General features: G+C 73.9%; 16 protein-coding genes. 7 read left to right on the top strand and 9 right to left on the bottom strand.

Going from position 1 to position 21782, the window contains the following annotated elements; all coding sequences use genetic code 11:
- Nucleotides 1-8 precede the first annotated feature (8 nt).
- Complete coding sequence (locus tag IE219_RS14770) at nt 9-938, top strand: SDR family oxidoreductase (protein ID WP_189977278.1); 930 nt, start codon at nt 9-11, stop codon at nt 936-938.
- On the opposite strand, the gene IE219_RS14765 is transcribed toward IE219_RS14770, so the two are convergent.
- From IE219_RS14765 to IE219_RS14740, 6 genes are all read right to left on the bottom strand, one after another.
- Nucleotides 929-1894 carry a helix-turn-helix transcriptional regulator gene (locus IE219_RS14765; protein ID WP_189977276.1) on the bottom strand — a complete coding sequence of 322 codons (966 nt, stop codon included), beginning with the start codon at nt 1892-1894 and terminating at the stop codon, nt 929-931. The genes IE219_RS14770 and IE219_RS14765 overlap by 10 nt on opposite strands.
- 34 nt (nt 1895-1928) lie before the next feature.
- Complete coding sequence (gene aceE, locus IE219_RS14760) at nt 1929-4631, bottom strand: pyruvate dehydrogenase (acetyl-transferring), homodimeric type (protein ID WP_189977274.1); 2703 nt, start codon at nt 4629-4631, stop codon at nt 1929-1931.
- Nucleotides 4632-4955: 324 nt separating this feature from the next.
- Nucleotides 4956-5579: a GntR family transcriptional regulator gene (locus IE219_RS14755; protein ID WP_189977272.1), complete on the bottom strand. Its 624-nt coding sequence runs from the start codon at nt 5577-5579 to the stop codon at nt 4956-4958.
- A 105-nt stretch (nt 5580-5684) separates the two neighbouring features.
- Nucleotides 5685-7445: a 2-oxoglutarate dehydrogenase, E2 component, dihydrolipoamide succinyltransferase gene (gene sucB, locus IE219_RS14750; RefSeq protein ID WP_189977270.1), complete on the bottom strand. Its 1761-nt coding sequence runs from the start codon at nt 7443-7445 to the stop codon at nt 5685-5687.
- Nucleotides 7446-7508: 63 nt separating this feature from the next.
- Nucleotides 7509-8897: a dihydrolipoyl dehydrogenase gene (gene lpdA / locus IE219_RS14745; RefSeq protein ID WP_189977268.1), complete on the bottom strand. Its 1389-nt coding sequence runs from the start codon at nt 8895-8897 to the stop codon at nt 7509-7511.
- A gap of 312 nt (nt 8898-9209) precedes the next feature.
- The gene (locus tag IE219_RS14740) at nt 9210-10724 is read right to left on the bottom strand and encodes a leucyl aminopeptidase (RefSeq protein ID WP_189977265.1); all 1515 of its coding nucleotides are present in this window, start codon (nt 10722-10724) and stop codon (nt 9210-9212) included.
- 294 nt (nt 10725-11018) lie between these two features.
- On the opposite strand from IE219_RS14740, the gene IE219_RS14735 reads away from it, so the two are divergent.
- From IE219_RS14735 to IE219_RS14715, 5 genes are read left to right on the top strand one after another with little or no spacing between them, the layout of a single operon-like run.
- Entirely contained in the window at nt 11019-13103 is a 2085-nt protein-coding gene (locus IE219_RS14735) for a hypothetical protein (protein ID WP_229849758.1), read from the top strand.
- A gap of 32 nt (nt 13104-13135) precedes the next feature.
- Nucleotides 13136-14671 carry a GT4 family glycosyltransferase PelF gene (gene pelF, locus IE219_RS14730; RefSeq protein WP_189977263.1) on the top strand — a complete coding sequence of 512 codons (1536 nt, stop codon included), beginning with the start codon at nt 13136-13138 and terminating at the stop codon, nt 14669-14671.
- The gene (locus IE219_RS14725; RefSeq protein WP_189977261.1) at nt 14668-16146 is read left to right on the top strand and encodes a hypothetical protein; all 1479 of its coding nucleotides are present in this window, start codon (nt 14668-14670) and stop codon (nt 16144-16146) included. The genes pelF and IE219_RS14725 overlap by 4 nt, the downstream gene beginning before the upstream one ends.
- A gap of 13 nt (nt 16147-16159) precedes the next feature.
- Nucleotides 16160-16777 (top strand): spherulation-specific family 4 protein, encoded by a 618-nt coding sequence (locus IE219_RS14720; RefSeq protein ID WP_189977259.1) that lies wholly within the window; start codon nt 16160-16162, stop codon nt 16775-16777.
- Complete coding sequence (locus IE219_RS14715) at nt 16774-17571, top strand: endo alpha-1,4 polygalactosaminidase (RefSeq protein ID WP_189977257.1); 798 nt, start codon at nt 16774-16776, stop codon at nt 17569-17571. The genes IE219_RS14720 and IE219_RS14715 overlap by 4 nt, the downstream gene beginning before the upstream one ends.
- Before the next feature lie 189 nt (nt 17572-17760).
- Here the strand turns inward: IE219_RS14715 and IE219_RS14710 are convergent, their stop codons facing one another.
- Complete coding sequence (locus tag IE219_RS14710; protein WP_189977254.1) at nt 17761-18525, bottom strand: adenosylcobinamide-GDP ribazoletransferase; 765 nt, start codon at nt 18523-18525, stop codon at nt 17761-17763.
- 77 nt (nt 18526-18602) lie between these two features.
- Here IE219_RS14710 and IE219_RS14705 point away from each other — a divergent pair, with 77 nt between their 5' ends.
- Complete coding sequence (locus IE219_RS14705) at nt 18603-19367, top strand: hypothetical protein (RefSeq protein WP_189977252.1); 765 nt, start codon at nt 18603-18605, stop codon at nt 19365-19367.
- On the opposite strand, the gene IE219_RS14700 is transcribed toward IE219_RS14705, so the two are convergent.
- Both IE219_RS14700 and IE219_RS14695 read right to left on the bottom strand, forming a co-directional pair.
- A complete protein-coding gene (locus IE219_RS14700; RefSeq protein WP_189977251.1) occupies nt 19307-20017 on the bottom strand; it encodes a hypothetical protein in 711 nt (236 codons plus the stop codon). The genes IE219_RS14705 and IE219_RS14700 overlap by 61 nt on opposite strands.
- On the bottom strand, nt 20014-21774 hold the full coding sequence (locus IE219_RS14695) for a phosphatidylglycerol lysyltransferase domain-containing protein (protein ID WP_189977249.1): 1761 nt from the start codon (nt 21772-21774) through the stop codon (nt 20014-20016). Before IE219_RS14695 ends, IE219_RS14700 begins: the two co-directional genes overlap by 4 nt.
- Between the last annotated feature and the right edge of the window lie 8 nt (nt 21775-21782).

Below are 21782 nucleotides of genomic sequence, written 5' to 3'. Positions count from 1 at the left end.
CTGGGCCCATGACCACCGAAACGAAGCCCCTGCACGGCCGGATCTGCCTGGTCGCCGGTGCCACCCGGGGCGCCGGCCGCGCCATCGCCGTCCGGCTCGGCGCCGCCGGGGCCACCGTCTACGCCACCGGCCGCACCACCCGCGCGAAGGTCAGCGAGGTCGGCCGCGCCACCGAGACCATCGAGGAGACCGCCGAACTGGTGACGGCCGCCGGAGGCGAGGGCGTCGCCGTCCCCACCGACCACCTCGACCCCGACCGGGTCCGCGCCCTCGTCGACCGGATCGACCGCGACCACGGCCGGCTCGACGTCCTCGTCAACGACGTCTGGGGCGGCGAACACCTCCTCGTCGACACCTTCGGCAAGAGGACCTGGGACATCGACCTCACCGCCGGACTGCGCATGCTGGAACTCGGCGTGCGCACCCACCTCGTCACCGCGCACACCGCCCTGCCGCTGCTGAACCGCCACCCCGGCGGCCTCGTCGTCGAGGTCACCGACGGCACCGCCGCGTACAACGCCGCGCACTACCGCGAGAACCTCTTCTACGACCTCGCCAAGAACGCGCCGATCCGCATCGCCTTCGGCCTCGCCGAGGAACTCGCCGACAGCGGCGGTACCGCCGTCTGCGTCAGCCCCGGCTGGCTCCGCTCCGAGCAGATGCTCGCCCATTTCGGCGTCACCGAGGAGAACTGGCGCGACGCCACCGCACAGCTCCCCGACTTCGGCGTCTCCGAATCCCCCGCCTACGTCGCCCGGGGGATCGCCGCGCTCGCCGCCGACCCCGACCGCGCCCGCTGGAACGGCCGGTCCCTCGACAGCGGCCTGCTCGCCCGGGAGTACGGCTTCACCGACGAGGACGGCTCCCGCCCCGACTCCTGGGGCTTCATCCTGGCCAAGGAGACCGACCCGGCCACCCGGGTCGAGGACTACCGGTAGCGCGCGGCCGCCGCCCGCGCGGCCTCGGCGAACCGCTCGCGCAGCGAGGCGGGGGCCACCACCTCCGCCTCCGGACCCAGCGCGAACAGCTGGCCGAAGGCGACCTCCTCGCTCTCCACCCGCAGCACCGCCCGCACCCGGCCGTCGTCCTCCGGCACGGCCGCCGCCAGCGCCTCCCGGGCCGCCTCCCGGTCCGTCACGGACGGCAGCCGCCCCGCCCCCGCCGCCGTCAGCAGCAGCTCCACCTCGGCCCGCAGCAGCGAGCGCGCGAACTCCGCCGCGCGCTCCGTCCAGAAGGCCGCCAGATCGAATCCGGGATCCCGCTCGAAGGGCTCCCCGCCGTCCTCCACCGCCGTGAACCGGTCCACCCGGTAGGTGCGGTACGAGCCGTCCGCCCGCGCGCACAGGTACCAGACCCCCGCCTTCAGCACGAGCCCGTACGGCTCCAGCTCCCGCCCGACCTCCTCGCCGTCCCGGCGCCGGTAGCGCGCCGACAGCCGCCGGTCGCCCCAGACCGCCTCCGCCACCGCGGGCAGCGGCTCCGGCGTCACCGGCTCCCGGTACCAGCCCGGCGCGTCCAGGTGGAAACGGCGGGCCGCCGAGCGCGGCGCGTCCGCCAGCGAGGGCAGCAGCGCCGCCGTCACCTTCAGCCGGGCCGCCGACGCCGCGTCCGCCAGCCCCATGTCCCGCAGCGCGCCCGGCAGCCCGGACAGGAACAGCGCCTCCGCCTCGTCCCGCGCCAGCCCGGTCAGCCGCGTCCGGTACCCGCCGACCAGCCGGTACCCGCCCGCCCTGCCCCGCTCCGAAAACACCGGAACCCCCGCCTCCGAGAGGGCGAGGGCATCGCGGGTGACGGTCCGCTCCGACACCTCCAGCTCGGCGGCGAGCTCGGCCGCCGTCATGGCGGCGCGGTTCTGGAGGAGCAGGACCATCTTGATCAGTCGGGCGGCGCGCATGAGGCCATCATGCGCGCCGCCGCCGACAGGGGGCCTACAGGCCGTAGCGCTCGCGCGCCTCCTTCACGGCCGTCGCCGGGACCTCGCCGCGGCGGGCGAGCCGCGCCAGCGACGCGGCCACGATCGACTGGGCGTCGACGCCGAAGTGGCGGCGGGCCGCGGCGCGGGTGTCCGAGAGGCCGAAGCCGTCGGCGCCCAGCGACGACCAGTCCTGCTCGACCCACTGCGCGATCTGGTCCGGGACCTGGCGCATGTAGTCGGAGACCGCCAGGACCGGCGACTCGACGCCCGCGAGGGCCTGGCGGACGTACGGCACCCGCTCCTCGCCGCGCAGCAGGGCGGCGTCCGCCTCCAGCGCGTCGCGGCGCAGCTCGGTCCAGGAGGTGGCGGACCACACGTCGGCGCCCACGCCCCACTCCTCGGCGAGCAGCTTCTGCGCCTCCAGCGCCCAGTGGATCGCGGTGCCCGAGCCGAGCAGCTGGATCCGGGGGGCGTTGGCGGGCAGCGTCAGCCCGGCCGACTCCGCCGTGTTGAAGCGGTAGAGGCCCTTGACGATGCCCTCGTCGACGCCCGCGTGGCCCGGCTTGGCCGGCTGCGGCATCGGCTCGTTGTAGACCGTCAGGTAGTAGAAGACGTCCTGGTCCTCGCCCGGCGCGGCCTCGCCGTACATCCGGCGCAGACCCTCCTTGACGATGGCCGCGACCTCGTAGGCGAACGCCGGGTCGTAGGTCAGCGCCGCCGGGTTGGTGGCCGCGATGACGGGGGAGTGGCCGTCGGCGTGCTGGAGGCCCTCACCGGTCAGGGTGGTGCGGCCGGCGGTCGCGCCGACGAGGAAGCCGCGGCCGAGCTGGTCGCCGAGCTGCCACATCTGGTCGGCGGTCCGCTGCCAGCCGAACATCGAGTAGAAGATGTAGAACGGGATCATCGTCTCGCCGTGCGTGGAGTACGCGGTCGACGCGGCGATGAAGTCGGCCATCGAGCCGGCCTCGGTGATGCCCTCGTTCAGGATCTGGCCGTTGACGGCCTCCTTGTAGTACATCAGCTGGTCGCGGTCGACCGGCTCGTACGTCTGCCCCTTCGGCGAGTAGATGCCGAGCGAGGGGAAGAGGGACTCCATGCCGAAGGTGCGGGCCTCGTCCGGGACGATCGGGACCCAGCGCTTGCCGGTCTCCTTGTCGCGGACCAGATCCTTCACGAGGCGGACGAAGGCCATCGTGGTGGCGACCGACTGCGAGCCGGAGCCCTTGTCGAAGGAGGCGAACGCCTTCTCGGCCGGGGCCGGCAGCGGGGCGACCGGGTGCAGGCGGCGGGCCGGGGCGGGGCCGCCGAGGGCCGCGCGGCGCTCCTGGAGGTAGCGGACCTCGGGGGAGTCGGCGCCCGGGTGGCCGTAGGGCACCACGCCGTCGACGAACTGCGCGTCGGAGATGGGGAGTTCGAGAAGGTCCCGCATGTTCTTGAACTCGTCCGCGCTGAGCTTCTTCATCTGGTGGTTCGCGTTCTTCGACGCGAAGCCCTCACCCAGGGTGAAGCCCTTGACGGTCTGCGCCAGGATCACGGTCGGCGCGCCCTTGAACTCCAGGGCGGCCTTGTACGCGGCGTACACCTTGCGCGGCTCGTGGCCACCGCGCGACAGGTGGAAGCACTCCAGGATCTTGTCGTCGGAGAGCAGCCGCGCCATCGCGACGAGCTCCGGGTCCTTGCCGAAGAAGTCCTGGCGGATGTAGGCGGCGTCGCGGGTCTGGTACGTCTGCACCTGCGCGTCCGGCACCTCGCGGAGCCGGCGGACCAGGGCGCCGGTGGTGTCGAGCGCGAAGAGCTCGTCCCAGGCGTTGCCCCACAGCGACTTCACGACGTTCCAGCCGGCGCCGCGGAACTGGGCCTCCAGCTCCTGCACGATCTTGAAGTTGGCGCGGACCGGACCGTCGAGGCGCTGCAGGTTGCAGTTGATGACGAAGGTCAGGTTGTCCAGGCCCTCGCGGGCCGCGAGCGCCAGGGCGGCGGTCGACTCGGGCTCGTCCATCTCGCCGTCGCCGAGGAACGCCCACACGTGCGAGGCGGAGACGTCCTTGATGCCGCGGTTGGTCAGGTAGCGGTTGAAGCGCGCCTGGTAGATCGCGGAGAGCGGGCCGAGGCCCATGGAGACGGTGGGGAACTCCCACAGCCAGGGGAGGCGCCGCGGGTGCGGGTAGGAGGGCAGGCCCTCGCCGCCGGACTCCTGCCGGAAGTTGTCGAGGTGCGCCTCGGTGAGGCGGCCGTCGAGGAAGGCGCGGGCGTAGATGCCGGGGGAGGCGTGGCCCTGGATGTACAGCTGGTCGCCGGAGCCGTCGCCCTCCTTCCCGTGGAAGAAGTGGTTGAAGCCGGTCTCGTAGAGCCAGGCGGCGGAGGCGAAGGTGGCGATGTGGCCGCCGACGCCGTGCTTCGAGCCGCGGGTGACCATCGCGGCCGCGTTCCAGCGGTTCCAGGCGGTGATCTTCCGCTCCATCTCCTCGTCGCCGTCGATGACGGGCTCGGCGGAGGTGGGGATGGTGTTGAGGTAGTCCGTCTCCAGCAGCTTGGGCAGGGCCAGGCCCGCGCCCTCGGCGTGCTGGAGCGTGCGGCGCATCAGGTAGGCGGCCCGGTGGGGGCCGGCGGCCTTGGTGACGGCGTCCAGGGAGGCCGCCCACTCGGCGGTCTCCTCGGTGTCACGGTCCGGGAGCTGGTCGAGCTCGCTCGGAATCTTGCCTACGGGATCGGTCATGATCGCCGCCTTCCGGACAGATGGGGGTGGAGATAAAAACGGGGTGCCTTGTCTGGCAGGACAGGGCTGCGGACCGGGTGACGGCCCGCCGAAGACTGTAAACCGCCGATCGATGATCGATCAAAGGGTTGAAGCAGGAAACCTCTTCAAATCGAGAAAGTCGGCACAGGGTGCCGCGAAAAAGGGCACCCGGTGCCTTGGATTCGCGGTGTTCCCGCAGGTCGGAGGGGCTGTCTGAGGTGACACCCGCACGCATGAGCGAAGCCCCGCCGGTGAGGACGGGGCTTCACGGGTACGGGACGGGCGCCGGGCCCCGGGACCCCGTCAGGCGCGCGGCGCGCAGCCCAGGACGTGGGCCTTCACCAGGGCCCCGATCTGCGGATCGCCCCGGCGGAAGGCCTCCACCAGCTCCTGGTGCTCCTCCGCGTACGACTTCTGCACCGTGCCCAGCCACCGTATCGACAGGGCGGTGAAGACCTCGATGCCCAGCCCCTCCCAGGTGTGCAGCAGCACGCTGTTGCCCGCCGCCTTCACCAGCTCGCGGTGGAAGGCCACCGTGTGCCGGACCTGCGCCGTGCCGTCCGCGCTCGCGTCGGCCTCGTACAGCGCCGCCACGTGCGGCTCCAGCGTCGAGCAGTCGGCGGAGAGCCGGGGGGCCGCCAGCTCGGCCGCGATCTGCTCCAGGCCGGCCCGGACGGGGTAGCTCTCCTCCAGGTCGGCCGCCGTGAGGTTGCGGACCCGGACGCCCTTGTTCGGCGCCGACTCGATCAGCCGCAGCGACTCCAGCTCGCGCAGCGCCTCGCGCACCGGGGTCTGCGAGACCTCCAGCTCGGTCGCGATCCGGCGCTCCACGATCCGCTCGCCCGGCTTCCAGCGGCCGCTGACGATCCCCTCCACGATGTGCTCGCGGATCTGCTCGCGCAGCGAGTGGACGACGGGGACGGTCATGGAAAGGCTCCTCCGGGAGTGCTCGACCCTACGACAATACGGCGGTGCCCCCGCCCGGACCCACATCCGGACGGGGACACCGCTGGTGAGGCTCGTTACGTTGCCTTACAGGCCGAGGTCCACCTCGAACTCGCCGGCCTCCAGGATCGCCTTGACGGCGCTCAGGTAGCGGGCGGCGTCGGCGCCGTCCACCAGGCGGTGGTCGTACGACAGCGACAGGTAGGTCATGTCGCGGACGCCGATGACCGTGCCCTCGGCCGTCTCGATGACCGCCGGACGCTTCACCGTGGCGCCGATGCCCAGGATGGCGACCTGGTTCGGCGGCACGATGACGGTGTCGAAGAGGGCACCGCGCGAGCCGGTGTTGCTGATGGTGAAGGTCGCGCCCGAGAGCTCGTCCGGCGTGATCTTCGAGGCGCGGACCTTGCCCGCCAGGTCCGCCGTGGCCTTGGAGATGCCGGCGATGTTCAGGTCGCCCGCGCCCTTGATGACCGGGGTCATCAGGCCCTTCTCGGAGTCCACCGCGATACCGATGTTCTCGGTGTCGAAGTAGGTGATCGTGCCCTCGTCCTCGTTGATCCGGGCGTTGATGACCGGGTGGGCCTTCAGCGCCTGGGCCGCCGCCTTCACGAAGAACGGCATCGGGGAGAGCTTGACGCCCTCGCGCGCGGCGAAGGAGTCCTTGGCGCGGCCGCGCAGCTTCATCAGCTTGGTGATGTCCACCTCGACGACCGAGGTGAGCTGCGCCTGGCCGTGCAGCGCCTTCATCATGTTGTCGCCGATGACCTTGCGCATGCGGGTCATCTTGACGGTCTGGCCGCGCAGCGGGGAGACCTCCAGGGCCGGAGCCTTCGCGGCGGCCGGAGCGGCGGCGGGGGCCGGGGCCGGGGCGGCCTTCTTGGCCTCGGCGGCCGCGAGGACGTCCTGCTTGCGGATGCGGCCGCCGACGCCGGAGCCCTTGACCGACGCCAGGTCGACGCCGTTCTCGGTGGCGAGCTTGCGCACCAGCGGGGTCACGTACGCGCCGTCCTCCGCCGGGGCGGCGGCCGGGGCCGGAGCGGCCGGGACCGGGGTGACCACGGCCGGGGCGATCGACGGCGCGGCCGGGGCGACCGGAGCCGGAGCGGCGACCGGGGCGGCGGGCGCGACCGGGGCCGGGGCGGGCGCCGGAGCCGCGGGGGCGGCCGGAGCCGGAGCCGGGGCGGCGGGCGCGGCCGGAGCGGCGGCGGCCGGGGCGGCACCCGCGGCGCCGATGACGGCCAGCTTGGCGCCGACCTCGGCGGTCTCGTCCTCGGCGACCACGATCTCCAGGAGCACGCCGGAGGCGGGCGCCGGGATCTCGGTGTCGACCTTGTCCGTCGAGACCTCCAGCAGCGGCTCGTCGGCCTCGACGGTCTCGCCGACCGACTTCAGCCAGCGGGTGACGGTGCCCTCGGTGACGGACTCGCCCAGCGCGGGCAGCACGACGTCCGTGCCGGTGGCGCCACCGGCCGGGGCCGCGGGGGCCTCGGCGGCGGGGGCCGGGGTGACGGTGCCCTCGGCGACCGGCGCCGGAGCGGCCGGAGCCTCGGCGGCGGGGGCCGGAGCGGCCTCGGCGGCGGGCGCCTCGGCGGCGGCCGGGGCACCGGTGCCGTCGTCGATGATGGCCAGCTCGGCGCCGACCTCGACGGTCTCGTCCTCGGCGACCTTGATGGAGGCCAGGATGCCGGAGGCGGGAGCGGGGATCTCGGTGTCGACCTTGTCGGTCGACACCTCCAGCAGCGGCTCGTCCGCCTCGACGCGCTCGCCCTCGGCCTTGAGCCAGCGGGTGACGGTGCCCTCGGTGACGCTCTCGCCGAGCGCCGGCAGGGTTACGGAAACCGACATGGTTTCAGTTGCTCCTAACGAATTGCGGAAGTTGGTCGTCGCGCCCTGTGAGTGACGTGAGCGTCAGTCGTGGGAGTGCAGAGGCTTGCCGGCCAGGGCCAGGTGGGCCTCGCCGAGCGCCTCGTTCTGCGTCGGGTGGGCGTGGATGAGCTGCGCGACCTCGGCCGGCAGCGCCTCCCAGTTGTAGATCAGCTGCGCTTCGCCGACCTGCTCGCCCATGCGGTCACCGACCATGTGGACGCCGACCACGGCACCGTCCTTGACCTGGACGAGCTTGATCTCGCCCGCGGTCTTCAGGATCTTGCTCTTGCCGTTGCCCGCGAGGTTGTACTTGAGGGCCACGACCTTGTCCGCGCCGTAGATCTCCTTGGCCTTGGCCTCGGTGATGCCGACGGAGGCGACCTCGGGGTGGCAGTACGTCACCCGCGGCACGCCGTCGTAGTCGATCGGAACGGCCTTCAGACCGGCCAGCCGCTCCGCGACGAGGATGCCCTCGGCGAAGCCGACGTGCGCGAGCTGGAGGGTCGGGACCAGGTCGCCGACGGCGGAGATCGTGGGCACGTTGGTGCGCATGTACTCGTCGACCAGGACGTAGCCGCGGTCCATCGCGACGCCCTGCTCCTCGTAGCCGAGGCCGGCCGAGACCGGGCCGCGGCCGATGGCGACGAGCAGCACCTCGGCCTCGAAGGTCTTGCCGTCGGCGAGGGTGACCTTCACGCCGTTCTCGGTGTACTCGGCGCCCTGGAAGAACGTGCCGAGGTTGAACTTGATGCCCCGCTTGCGGAAGGCGCGCTCCAGCAGCTTCGAGCTGTTCTCGTCCTCGACCGGGACGAGGTGCTTCATGCCCTCGATGACCGTGACGTCGGTGCCGAAGGACTTCCACGCGGAGGCGAACTCCACGCCGATCACACCGCCGCCGAGGATGATGGCGGACTGCGGCACACGGTCCAGGGTGAGGGCGTGGTCCGAGGTGATGATCCGGTTGCCGTCGATCTCCAGGCCCGGCAGGGACTTCGGCACGGAACCGGTCGCGAGCAGGACGTGGCGGCCCTCGACCCGGCGGCCGTCGACGTCGACGGAGGTCGGGGAGGACAGGCGGCCGGTGCCCTCGATGTAGGTGACCTTGCGGGAGGCGACGAGTCCCTGGAGGCCCTTGTACAGGCCCGAGATCACGTCGTCCTTGTACTGGTGCACGGCCTTGATGTCGATGCCCTCGAAGGTGGCCTTGACACCGAACTGCTCCGCCTCGCGCGCCTGGTCGGCGACCTCGCCGGCGTGGAGCAGGGCCTTCGTCGGGATGCAGCCGTTGTGCAGGCAGGTGCCGCCGAGCTTGTTCTTCTCGATGAGTGCGACGTCCAGGCCCAGCTGGGCTCCGCGCAGCGCCGCGGCGTAACCGCCGCTACCGCCGCCGAGGATCACTAGGTCGAAAACGGTGCTGGCGTCGTTCGCCACGTCACGTCCTCCATGCATGTGCGCTCGTCGCCCGTCTTCGGTGACGGGGCGGCGGCTGGTGTCCGGCCGCATGTCTGTCGGCCCTGTGGTGGGGGCCCTGTCCTGCCGAGAACCCATCTTCGCACTTGTTGGCGGGTGGCGGGACGCGGGGCCGGTGGATGAGACCGGCCGATCGTCCGTACGGCCGTCCGCGAACGGGGACGTACGTGCGGATTTCGTCACGGGCGAACAACGGGGGAAGGCCCCGGAGCCGAGGCTTCCGGGGCCTTCCCCCACGTCCGCGTCACGTGTCCGTCACGCGGGCGCCGGCGCTCAGAGCTCGCCGGCCGCCGTCAGCTCCGCGAGGCGGACCAGGGTGCGGACCGAGGAGCCGGTGCCGCCCTTGGGGGTGTAGCCGTACGGGGCGCCCTCGTGGAAGGCCGGGCCCGCGATGTCCAGGTGGGCCCAGGTGATGCCCTCGCCCACGAACTCCTGGAGGAAGAGGCCGGCCACCAGGCCGCCGCCCATCCGCTCGCCCATGTTCGCCATGTCGGCGGTGGGGGAGTCCATGCCCTTGCGCAGGTCCGCCGGGAGCGGCATCGGCCAGGACTGCTCGCCGACCTCGTCCGCGATGCCGTGCAGGGCGGTGCGGAAGTCGTCGTCGTTGGCCATGATGCCGAAGGTGCGGCTGCCCAGCGCCAGCATCATGGCGCCGGTCAGGGTCGCCACGTCGACGATCGCGTCCGGGGTCTCCTCCGAGGCGCGGGTCAGCGCGTCGGCGAGGACGAGCCGGCCCTCGGCGTCGGTGTTGAGGACCTCGACGGTCTTGCCGCTGTACATGCGCAGCACGTCACCCGGGCGGGTGGCGGAGCCGGACGGCATGTTCTCGGCGAGGGCGAGCCACGCCGTGACGTTGACCTCCAGGCCCAGGCGGGCCGCGGCGACGACGGCGGCGAAGACGGCGGCGGCGCCGCTCATGTCGCACTTCATCGTCTCGTTGTGGCCGGCCGGCTTGAGGGAGATGCCGCCCGAGTCGTAGGTGATGCCCTTGCCGACCAGGGCCAGGGACTTCTCCGCCTTCGGGTGGGTGTAGGCGACCTTGACCAGGCGCGGCGGGTTCTCCGAGCCGGCGCCGACGCCGAGGATGCCGCCGTAGCCGCCCTTGGCGAGCGCCTTCTCGTCGAGGACCTGGACCTTCAGCCCGTGCTCCTTGCCGGCGGTCTGCGCGAGCGCGGCGAAGGCGGCCGGGGTCAGGTCGTTCGGCGGGGTGTTGATCAGGTCGCGGGCGCGGTTGATCTCCTCGGCCACGGCCAGGGCGCGCTCCGCGGCGGCCTTGTGGGCCTTGTCGCGCGGCTTGGCGCCGAGCAGCGCCACCTCGGCGAGCGGCTTCTTGGCGTCCTTGCCGGTCGCCCGCTCCTTGTAGACGTCGAAGGAGTACGCGCCCAGCAGCGCGCCCTCCGCGACGGCGCCCGCCTCCTCGGCGGTGCCGGCGGGCAGCGCGAACGCGGCCTTCTTCGAGCCGAACAGGGCGCGGGAGGCGGTGCCGGCGGCCCGGCGCAGGGTCTCGGTGTCGTACGGCTCGCCGTCCTCGGGGGCGGAACCGAGGCCGACGGCCAGGACGACGGGGGCCTTCAGCCCGGCGGGCGCGGGCAGCTTGGTCGCCTCACCCTCGGCACCGGAGGCGCCCAGGGTCTCCAGGACGGCGGCGAGCCGACCGTCGAACGCCTTGTCGACGGCCTCGGCGCCGGGGGCGACGACCAGCGCCTTCCCGGACTTCGCGACGCCGACGACGAGGGCGTCGGCACGCAGCGTCGCCGCTCCGGCAGTGCTGAGAGTGAGAGCAGTCACGGTGGTGAATTCTCGCTTCCATTGAGTTCTGTGGCGGTCGAGGGATGGGCCGACCGAGCCCGCCGCATCGTATTTCGGCCCGATGAGCGCCGAGAACGAGCCTACGCTCGCTCACCCCGTTCGCTCACCGCGGCGTCGGTTCACTCATCCGTGGTGTCTCTTTCATGTTTGTCCTTCCGGCTCCGGCAGCGGCGCCACACTCGCCTCATCCGAACGAGCGAGGCGCACCCGTCCTCGCGACATCTCCACAGGTCCCCTCGCACCCCGGGACCTGCCGAGGGGGGACACCACACCATGCACGCCCAGAGATCCCGCACGCCCGCGGCCGCGCCGAGGAAGGCCGGAAACGGCGGTGCGCCCCGCCGCGCCGCCCGCACCGCCGGAGTCCTCGCCGCCGCCGCGCTCCTCGCCACCGTCGTCCCGTCCGCCCAGGCCGCCACGGCCCCCGCGCCCCGGATCGACCTCACCGTCCTCGTCGTCGACGACGGCGGCAGCGCCGTCGAGGCGATCACCGCCGAGCTGAAGGGCTCCGGCGTCCCGTACCGCACGGTCGACCTGAACGACCCCGGCCGCCCCGTCCTCACCCCCGCCTTCCTCAGCGACACCGTCGGCGGCCGGCCCCGCGCCCGGTACCAGGGCGTCGTCCTGCCCCACGAGGCCGCCTTCGGCCCCGACTCGGCCGAGCACACCGCCCTCCAGGCGTACGAGCGGACCTTCGGCATCCCGCAGGTCGACGCCTACACCTGGGCCCACCCCGGCGTCGGCCTCGACTACACCTCCGACGGCGGCTGGTCCGGCGTCCTCGACGGCGCCACCGCCGGCGTCACCCCCGCCGGGAGGGCCGGCCCCTTCGGCTACCTCGCCGGCGCCCTCGCCTTCGAGGACAACGACCCCGCGATCGCCGAGAGCTACGGCTACGCGGGCCGCCCCCGCCCCGGCTACACCAGCTACCTCGACCTGCCCGACGGCGCCGGCGGCCGGGCCAGCCTGATCGGCGAGTACACCGCAGACGGCCGCCGCGAACTCGTCGTCACCTTCGCCTACAACCAGTACCAGCGGCAGTTCCGCGCCCTCGCCCGCGGCATCGTCGAATGGCTCACCCAGGGCATCCACCTCGGCCGCAGCCGCAACTACCTCTCCGTCCACGTCGACGACGTCCTCGCCCCCGACGCCCGCTGGGACACCGTCCGCGACTGCACCCCCGGCGACCTCGACTGCGTCGGCGGCGGCGAGACCGAGAACCCCATCCGGATGACCGCCGACGACGCCGCCCGCGCCGCCGCCTGGCAGCGGGAGTCCGGCTTCACCCTCGACATGGTCTACAACGGCGGCCAGGGCGAGCAGTGGAAGGCCGAGCACGGCGGCACCGACCCGCTCGCCGCCCGGCTGATCGCCGACCGCGCCCGCTACCGCTGGGTCAACCACACCTACACCCACCCCTACCTCGGCTGCGTCCAGGACGACACCACCGTCCCCTGGCAGTGCGCGAAGGACGCCTCCGGCGCCACCCGCTGGGTCGGCCGCGCCGAACTCTCCGCCCAGATCCGCGACAACCTCACCTGGGCCGCCAGCAAGGGCGTCTCCGTCGACCGCTCCGAACTCGTCACCGGCGAGCACTCCGGCCTCAGGACCCTGCCCCAGCAGCCCGCCGACAACCCCCACCTCGCCGGCGCCCTCGCCGACAACGGCGTCAAGTGGACGGGCAGCGACAACTCCCGCGAACCCGCCCAGCGCGCCGTCGGCGCCGCGAAGACCGTCCCCCGGCACCCCATGAACGTGTACTACAACGTGGGCACCGCCGCCGAGATGGCCGACGAGTACAACTGGATCTACACCTCCCGCGCCGACGGCGGCAGCGGCGCCTGCGAGTCGAACCCGGCCTCCACCTGCCTGCCCGCGCCCCTCGACACGGCCACCGGCTACGCCTCGTACATCGTCCCGAGGGAAGCCCGCACCGCCCTCTCCCACGTGCTGGGCAACGACCCCCGGCCGCACTACGTCCACCAGTCCAACCTGGCCGAGGAGCGCCTCCTCTACCCGGTCCTCGACAAGGTCCTGGCCGACTACCGGGCCCTCTTCGCCGCCGACACCCCGCTGGAGAACCCCCGCCAGAAGGAGGCCGGCGCCGAACTGGAGCGCCGCGCCGCCTGGGACGCCGCCCTCGCCGCCGGCAAGGTCACCGCCTACCGGATCGGCACCGCCGTCACCGTCCAGGCCCCCGCCGGCGTCCAGATCCCGCTCACCGCGCCCGACGGCACCCGCAAGCGGCTCCTCCTCGGCACCACCGCCTTCGGCACCGCCTACGCCGGCGCCCGCTCCGCCTGGACCGCGCCCGAACTGCTCCAGACCGCCGTCACACTCCAGCTCCCGACCGCCTGACCAGCAGCAAGCACGTTCTGGGGGGAACGCACATGCCGAGCCGCGGCCGCCATGTCACCATGCTCACCGAAGGCACCTACCCGCACGTTCACGGCGGCGTCAGCACCTGGTGCGACCAACTCGTCCGGGGCATGCCCGACGTCACCTTCGAGATCCTCGCCCTCACCGGCAGCGGCCGCGAACCCGTCACCTGGGAGCTGCCGCCCAACATCGCCCGGCACACCGCCTTCCCCCTCTGGGGCCACCCGAGGGGACCGGCCGCGCCCCGCCGCGCGCGCCGCTCCCCCCGGGGGCGCGACCGCCGCCGCTTCCTCGCCGCCTACGAGCACGTCCTGCTCGCCCTCCTCGACCCGGACGCCGGCCACGACCTCGCCCCCGGCCTGTACGAACTCGCCGCCCTCGCCCGCGACGGCCGGCTCACCCCCGCGCTGCGCTCCGAGGCCGCCCTCCGCTCCCTCATGTGGATCTGGACCATGCCCCACCTGCCGACGCGCGCGGCCCGCCCCACCGTCGACGACGCCCTCACCGCCACCGACCTCCTCGAACACGCCCTGCGGCCGCTCGGCGCCCGGATAGCCGACGGCAGCGTGGCCCACGCCGTCTCCAGCGGCCTCGCCACCCTGCCCGCGCTCGCCGCCCAGCACTTCGAAGGCGTGCCCTTCCTCCTCACCGAGCACGGCATCTACCTCCGCGAGCGCTACCTCGGCTACCGCACCGAGACCCAGCGCTGGCCCGTCAAGGCCCTCATGCTCGCCTTCTACCGCGAGCTGAACTCCCTCGGCTACCGGCAGGCCGACCTCATCACCCCCTGCAACCAGTACAACCGGCGCTGGGAGGAGCGCGGCGGCGCCCCCGCCGACCGCATCCGCACCGTCTACAACGGCGTCGACCCCGCCCGCTTCCCCGAGGCGGGACCCGAGCCCGCGGTGCCCACCCTCAGCTGGTGCGGCCGGATCGACCCCATCAAGGACCTGGAGACCCTCCTGCGGGCCTACGCGATCAACCGCGCCGAACTCCCCGAGCTCCGCCTGCGCCTCTTCGGCCCCGTCCCCGCCGGGAACGAGGACTACCGCACCCGCCTGGAGAAGCTCGCCGCCGAACTCGGCGTCGCCGACGGCGTCACCTTCGAGGGCCGGGTCTCCGACGTGCCCTCCGCCTACGCCGCCGGCAGCGTCGTCATGCTCTCCTCGATCAGCGAGGGCTTCCCCTTCTCCCTCATCGAGGCCATGTCCTGCGGCCGGGCCACCGTCTCCACCGACGTCGGCGGGGTCCGGGAGGCGGTCGGCGACACCGGCGTCGTCGTCCCGCCCCGCGAACCCGCCGTCATGGCCGCCGCCGTCTCCGCCCTGCTGCGCGACGGCGCCCGCCGCGCCGAACTCGGCCGCCGGGCCCGGCAGCGCGTCATCGACGAGTTCACCCTGCACCGCTCGGTCGACGGCTTCCGCCGCATCTACCGCGAACTCGCCGCGCCCACCGGCCCGGCCACCCCCGCCGAGCCCCCGCTCCGCGTCAGCATCCCGTCCCCCCGCCGCCTCGCGGCCCGCGTCCCGGAAGGCACCCCGGCATGAGCGGCTCCCTCTGGCTGAAACCCCCGGCCGCCACCCCGCCGCTGCCGGCCCCGCCCCGCCCCCGGCGGCGGCCCACCGCCCCGGCCCCCGACGGTACCGCCCCCGACACCCCCTCACCTGACGGCGGCTCACCCGTCGGCACCGCCCCCGACCCGCTCGACGAACTCGCCGACCGGCTCGACGACTTCGTCGCCGCCGCCGTCCACCCCGACGAGGTCGCCGCCCTCCTGGAATCCGACGGGATGACCGACGACCACATCCGCCTCTCCTACGGAAGGAACGATTCCTTCGCCCTCGCGGAGGACCTCTACGCCCGCGTCGAACGGCGCCACCCCGCCCCCGCCCCGACCGGACCCGCTGCCCCCGCCGCCTCCGCCGAGGGGCTCGCCGCCTGCCTGCTGCGCGGCCTCCTCTTCGCCCTCCCCGGCCTCGCCCACGTCCTCGCCGGACCCCTCCTCGCCGGACAGCCCGGCCGGTACGGACTGCCCGCCGGGACCGTCCCGCTGCTCGCCGGAGCCGTCACCGGCTGGACGTGGAACCAGGTCCTCTCCCACCGCGCCCACACCTGGCTCGGCCTCGGCGACCGGCCCGCCGCCGCCCGCGCCCTGCTCACCGGCGCCCCGGCCGGCGCCCTCGCCGGCACCGCCGCCGCCCTCGCGGCCGCCACCGGCGGCGAAGGCCCCGCCGTCGTCTTCGCCGCCGGACAGGCGCTCTACCTCGCCGCCGCCACCGTCCTCCTCGTCCTCGGCCGCGAACGGGCCCTGCTCACCGCCCTGCTGCCGCTCCTCGGCGCCCTCCCCGCCCTCCGCTGGGACCTCCCCGACCCGCTCCGCGCCGCCCTGCCCGCCCTCTCGCTCGCCGCCGCCGTCCTCGCCGCCGCCCGCGCCCTGCGCCCCGGCACCGCGCGCGGCGCCGCCGGACGCGGCGGACCCCCGCTCGCGGACTCCGTCCCGTACGGCCTCTTCGGCCTCGGCAGCGGCCTCCTCGTGCTGCACACCGGCCTCGGCACCACCCTGGCCGCCGGCGCCGGCACGGTCGTCGCGCTCACCCTCTCCATGGGCCCCGCCGAATGGCTCCTGCACCGCTTCCGCCGCGGCAGCCTCACCCGGCTGCGCACCCTCACCACCGCCCGCGCCTTCCGCCGGGCCGCCACCGGCACCCTGGTCCTCTGCCTCGGCGCCTATCTGACCGTGCTGCTCCTGCTCGCCCTCGCCGCGGCCCCGCTGGGACCCGGCGACCCCCGGCCCGACCCGGCCCGGCTGCTGACCCTGCTCCTGGTCGGCACCGTCCTCTGGCTGGGACTGCTGCTCCAGTCCTTCGGCGCCGTCCTCGGCGCGGCCGCCGTCTGCCTCCTCGCCGCCGCCGCGCAGACCCTCGACCCGGCGGCCGGAGCGCTCGCCGCCGGGGGAGCGGCGGCCGCGCTGGCCGTCCTCAGCCGTGTTCTGCTGGTACGACCGACCGCCCACCGCCCCTAGGGGGAGCCCCACCGTGTCCCGTTCCCTCCTGGTGCCGTTCTACGAGCACCCCGCCGACCGGCCCGAGGCGTGGGCGGCCCTCACCGGGGCGGCCCCGTCCCTGCACGGCGTGATCCTCAACCCGGCCGACGGCGCGGGCGAGGCCCCCGACCCGGCCTTCGCCGAGGCCGCCGACCGGCTGCGCGCCGCCGGCGTCCGCGTCCTGGGCTACGCCGACACCGCCTACGGCCGCCGCCCGCACGCCGAGGTCGTCGCCGACCTGCTCCGCCACCGCGACTGGTACGGGGCGGACGGCGCCTTCCTCGACCAGGTCTCCACCGCGCCCGCCGCCCTGCCGCACTACCGGCGGCTCGCGGTCGCGGCCCGCGCCGCCGGGGCCGCCACCCTGGTCCTCAACCACGGCGCCCACCCCGACCCCGGCTACGAGGAACTCGCCGACCTCCTCGTCACCTTCGAGGGCCCGTGGGACGCCTACCGCACCCTCGACCTGCCGGTGGCCCCGCACTACTGCCACCTCGTCTACGCCGCCCCGCCCGGCTTCCGCCCCGCCACCGACGTCCACTGCGCCGTCCCCGGCACCGGCGCCCACCCCTGGGGCACCCTGCCGCACTTCCCGGAGCCCGCCCGGTGAGACGCCTCCTCCCGCCCCTCCTCGCCGCCCTGCTGCTGCTCGCCACCGCCTGCGCGGGCCCGCCCGCCCCCGACCCCAAGCCGTCGCCGGACGGCGGGCACTGGCGGCCCGCCCCCGGCCTCGCCTGGCAGTGGCAGCTCAGCGGACGCCTCGACCCCGCGGTCGACGTCCCCGTCTACGACATCGACGGCTTCGACCACCCCGCCGCCACCGTCGCAGACCTGCACCGGCGCGGCCGGAAGGTGATCTGCTACCTCTCCACCGGCGCCTGGGAGGAGTTCCGCCCCGACGCCGACCGCTTCCCCGAGGCCGTCCTCGGCGAGGGCAACGGCTGGGAGGGCGAGCGGTGGCTCGACATCCGCCGCACCGACGTCCTCGAACCCCTGATGGCGAAGCGCCTCGACATGTGCCGCGACAAGGGCTTCGACGCGGTGGAGCCCGACAACATGGACGGCTACCGCAACCGCACCGGCTTCCCCCTCACCGCCGCCGACCAGCTCCGCTACCACCGCCTGATCGCCCGCCTCGCCCACGACCGGGGCCTCGCCGTCGGCCTCAAGAACGACCTCGACCAGATCCCGCAGCTCCTGCCCGACGTCGACTTCGCGGTCAACGAGCAGTGCGCCCAGTACGCCGAGTGCGACCGCCTCGCCCCCTTCGTCGCCGCCGGCAAGGCCGTCTTCCACGCCGAGTACGAACTGCCCACCGCCCGCTTCTGCCCGCACGCCCGCGAACTGGGCCTCTCCTCCATGCTCAAGCGGTACGAGCTCGACGCCTGGCGCCGCCCCTGCTAGGGCGTGTCCGGAAAGTCTCGCCTGGCCCGCGACGCCCGGCACGCACTCTCGCCGCACCGGCCGAAATCCCCAGTACATCCAGTACGGGGGATCACGGCCGGCACGCCGAGAGCACGCACCGGACGCCGCGGACCGCGCCCTCCGGGCGCACGGCGAGACTTTCCGGACACGACCTAGGTCGTGCCCGGCTCAGCCCAGCGTCAGCGCGAGCAGGACCGTGGTGGCGGCGGCCTCCGCCAGCGCGCCGAAGACGTCGCCGGTGACACCGCCGAAGCGGCGGACGCAGCGGCGCAGCAGCAGGGCGGCGGCGGCCAGGCCGGCGCCGGCGGCGAGGACCGCGCGGACGGCGTCGTACGGGGAGAGCAGCAGGCCCGCGGCGGCGGCGGCCAGCAGGACGGCGGCGGTGGCGAGGGTCGCCGCGCGGACCGGGACGGTGGCCGCGACGATCGCGCCGAGCCCCTCGGGCCGGGCGGCCGGGACACCGTGCCGGGAGGCGTGGGTGAGGGCGAGCCGGGCGACGGTGGCGGCCAGGACGACGCCGAGCGCGCCGCGCGCCCACCCGGCCCCGTACAGCTCGGACACGGCGGCGACCTGGGCGAGCAGGGCGAGGACCAGGGAGATGACGCCGAAGGGGCCGATGTCGGACTGCTTCATGATGCGCAGCGCGTCCTCGGCGGGCTTGGCGCTGCCGAGGCCGTCGGCGGTGTCGGCGAGGCCGTCGAGGTGCAGGCCCCGGGTGAGCAGGGCGGGGACGGCGACGGAGACGACGGCGGCGACCAGCGGCCCGGAGCCGAGCGGGAGGAGGACCCCGCCGGCCGCGGCGGCGGTCAGGCCGACGGCGAGCCCGGCGAGCGGGGCGCAGAGCATGCCGGCGCGCGCCGCGTCCCGGTCCCAGCGGGTGATGCGGGCGGGGAACACGGTGAGGGTGCCGAAGGCGAAACGCAGGCCGTCCATCCGGGCAGGGTAATCGCCGTGACCGGACGGTAGATTGCCAGGAAAGGGACTTGTCGGGCGTATCGGAACGGGGTGGCATGGGTCACTGGTTCTCCCGCAACATCGTCGAGCCGGGCAAGCTCCCGATGCTCCTGGCCCTGGCCTCCTTCGTTCTGACCTTCCTGGTCACCCGCACCGTCACCCGGCTCATCCGGGCCGGGAAGGGACCCTTCCGCAACGTCTCCTCCGGCGGGCTCCACATCCATCACGTCGTGCCCGGCGTGGTCCTCACCGTCCTCGGCGGCTTCGGCGCGGTCGCCAGCGGCCGGCACGGCGCCGGGGCCGCCGCCTTCGCCGTGGTCTTCGGCGTCGGCGCCGGACTCGTCCTCGACGAGTTCGCGCTGATCCTCCACCTCGACGACGTGTACTGGTCGGAGGAGGGCCGCCAGAGCGTCGAGGTCGTCGTCCTCACCGCCGCCCTCATGCTCCTCGCGCTCAGCGGCTTCTCCCCGCTCGGCGTCGACGACATGACCTCCGGCGAGCGCGCCGACCGGACCACCTTCATCCTGACCCTGCTGCTCAACTTCCTCTTCGCCCTGGTCACCCTCGTCAAGGGCAAGCTCCGGATGGCCCTGATCGGCGTCTTCGTGCCCTTCGTGGCCCTCGTCGGCGCCGTCCGGCTGGCCCGCCCCGGCTCCTGGTGGGCCCGCCGCCTCTACCGCCGCCGCCCCCGCGCGCGGGCCCGCTCCCGGCTGCGCGCGTACCGCCACGACAAGCGGTGGACCCGGCTGCGGCGGCGCTTTCAGGACCTGATCGGCGGCTTCCAGGAGCGGGTGCCCGGCCGCGGCTCCACCCCGTCCTGACCCCGCTCCCGCCACCGGACGACCGCCATCAGCACCAGCACGCCCGCGATGGCCGCCAGGTGCTCCTTCCCCGCCAGGTTCGGCTTGATCACCACCTCGACGACCATCGCGAGGACGACCGCCGAGCCCGTCGCGTACGCCCGGTACCGCCAGCAGACGTAGACGGCGAGGCCCACCACCGCCGCCGACGGGCCGGTGTCCACCACCAGGGCGTCCGAGGCGGGCAGCCCCAGCGGCGAGTCCGGGCCCAGGGCGATGCCCACGCGCGCGTACAGCGTCCCCGCCAGCGTCGCCAGATAGGCCACCCCCAGGGTCCGCCACCGGCCCAGGCAGATCTCGGCGATCCCGAAGACCAGCAGGACCTGCGCGAGCGCGCCCCACACCGGCAGGTCGAGCGCCGGCACGAACAGCGAGAGCGGGGTGCGCAGCAGCGACAGCCAGAGCGGGTCCTCGGCCCGCACCGAGCCGATCGCCTGCACCGGCCCGTACCCCCAGTCCTGGTTCTGCACGAGCTGGAAGAGCGAGGTGAGGCAGACGGCGGCCAGCGTCATCGGGACGGCCCGCCACCGCCGGGTGACCAGCGCGGTCCGCAGGGTGGTGCACAGCGGCCCCCACTCCCGGCCGGCCCAGGAGCGGACGGACCGGTTCAACGCCGGCCCGCCAGGTGTCTGCGGTGCAGCCACTTCGGCAGCCCGGGGGCCTCCAGGAAGCCTTCGGCGCGGCCCGCCGCGAGGCCGATGCGCAGCAGGTCCGCGCTCTTCTCGAACAGCATGAAACGGGGCTCCCAGATCGGTCGGTACTTGGCGTTGGCCCGGTACAGCGACTCGATCTGCCACCAGCGGGAGAAGAAGCCGAGCAGGGAGCGCCACAGCCTCAGGACCGGACCGGCGCCGAGCTTCGAGCCACGCTCGAAGACGGAGCGGAACATCGCGAAGTTCAGCGAGACCTGAGTGATCCCGATCTCCTTCGACCGCTGGAGGAGCTCGATCACCATGAACTCCATCAGCCCGTTCTCGGAGTCCCGGTCCCGGCGCATCAGGTCCAGCGAGAGCCCCTTCGGCCCCCACGGCACGAAGGAGAGCAGCGCCCGCAGCTCCCCGTCCCCGTCGGTGCACTCCAGCATCACGCAGCGCCCGTCGTCCGGGTCGCCGAGCCGGCCCAGGGCCATCGAGAAGCCCCGCTCGGTCGCCCCGTCCCGCCAGTCGTCCGCCTTGCGCAGCAGCGCGTCCATCTCGTCGGCGGGGATGTCCTCGTGGCGCCGGATCCGCACCCCGTACCCGGCCCGCTTCACCCGGTTGAACGCCTGCCGGACGGTGCGCATCGCCCGGCCCTCCAGGGTGAAGTCGGCCGTCTCCACGATCGCCTCGTCGCCCAGTTCGAGCGCGTCCAGGCCGTGCCGCCCGTAGATCACCCCGGCCTCCTCGCCCGCGCCCATGACCGCCGGGATCCAGCCGTGCTCCCGGGCCTCGGCCAGCCACGGCTCGATCGCCCCCGGCCACGCCTCGGGGTCGCCGATCGGATCCCCGGAGGCGAGCGAGACCCCGCCCACCACCCGGTAGGCGACGGCCGCCTTCTCGCTCGGCGAGAAGATCACGCTCTTCTCGCGGCGCAGTGCGAAGTAGCCGAGCGAGTCGCGGTCGCCGTGCTTGTCGAGCAGGGCCCGCAGCCGCCGCTCGTCCTCCGCGGTCAGCGGGTCCACCGCCCGCCGGGACCGGAAGGCGGCGAAGAGGACCGCGCACAGCAGCAGCGTGGACATCACGTTGATGACGACGTCCACCCAGCCCGGGGTGGTGATCGCGGGGAAGCGGCCGTCGTCGGTGGCCAGCGTGACCAGCCGCATCACGCCGTACCGCCAGCGCTCCAGGAAGCCGGCGTGGCCGGGGGCCGTGTTGGTGGCGGTGACCAGGAGGGCGGCCAGCAGCGAGGTGACGAGCAGGCCGCCGGCCGCGACGACCGCCGCCAGCCACGGGTTGGACCGGTCGCCCTTCGCGTAGAACTCCCTGCGGCCCAGCAGCAGGGCGGCGAAGAAGGCGGCGGTGAGGCCCAGCGAGATCCAGTTCTGCGGGTGCCGCCGGATCTCGGGAAGGATCATCACCACCGCGAAGAGCAGCAGGAACAGCCCGGCGAGCACCGTGTTCAGGATCCAGGCGGCCCGCTTGCGGCGGCGCATGGTGATCGCGAGGAAGAGGGTGAAGACGCCGGAGGCGAAGCCCGCGGTGAGCATGTACGGCGTGAAGTAGTCGTTCGCGTTGTGCCGGCGCAGGTCCTGCCCGAAGGAGACCCAGACGGCGCTCAGGAAATTGATGAACGTGACGACGCGGAGGTACCAGACGGCGAACGCGGCACCGCGCCGCGATCGTTCGGTGCCCCGGGGCGCTCCTTCGGCGGACAAACGGACCTCTCCCATGAAAAGCG

Source organism: Streptomyces termitum (genome assembly GCF_014650175.1).
Lineage (GTDB): Bacteria > Actinomycetota > Actinomycetes > Streptomycetales > Streptomycetaceae > Streptomyces > Streptomyces termitum.
The sequence above is the reverse complement of the archived record's forward strand: the minus strand, read 5'-3'. Positions and strand labels throughout refer to the sequence as shown.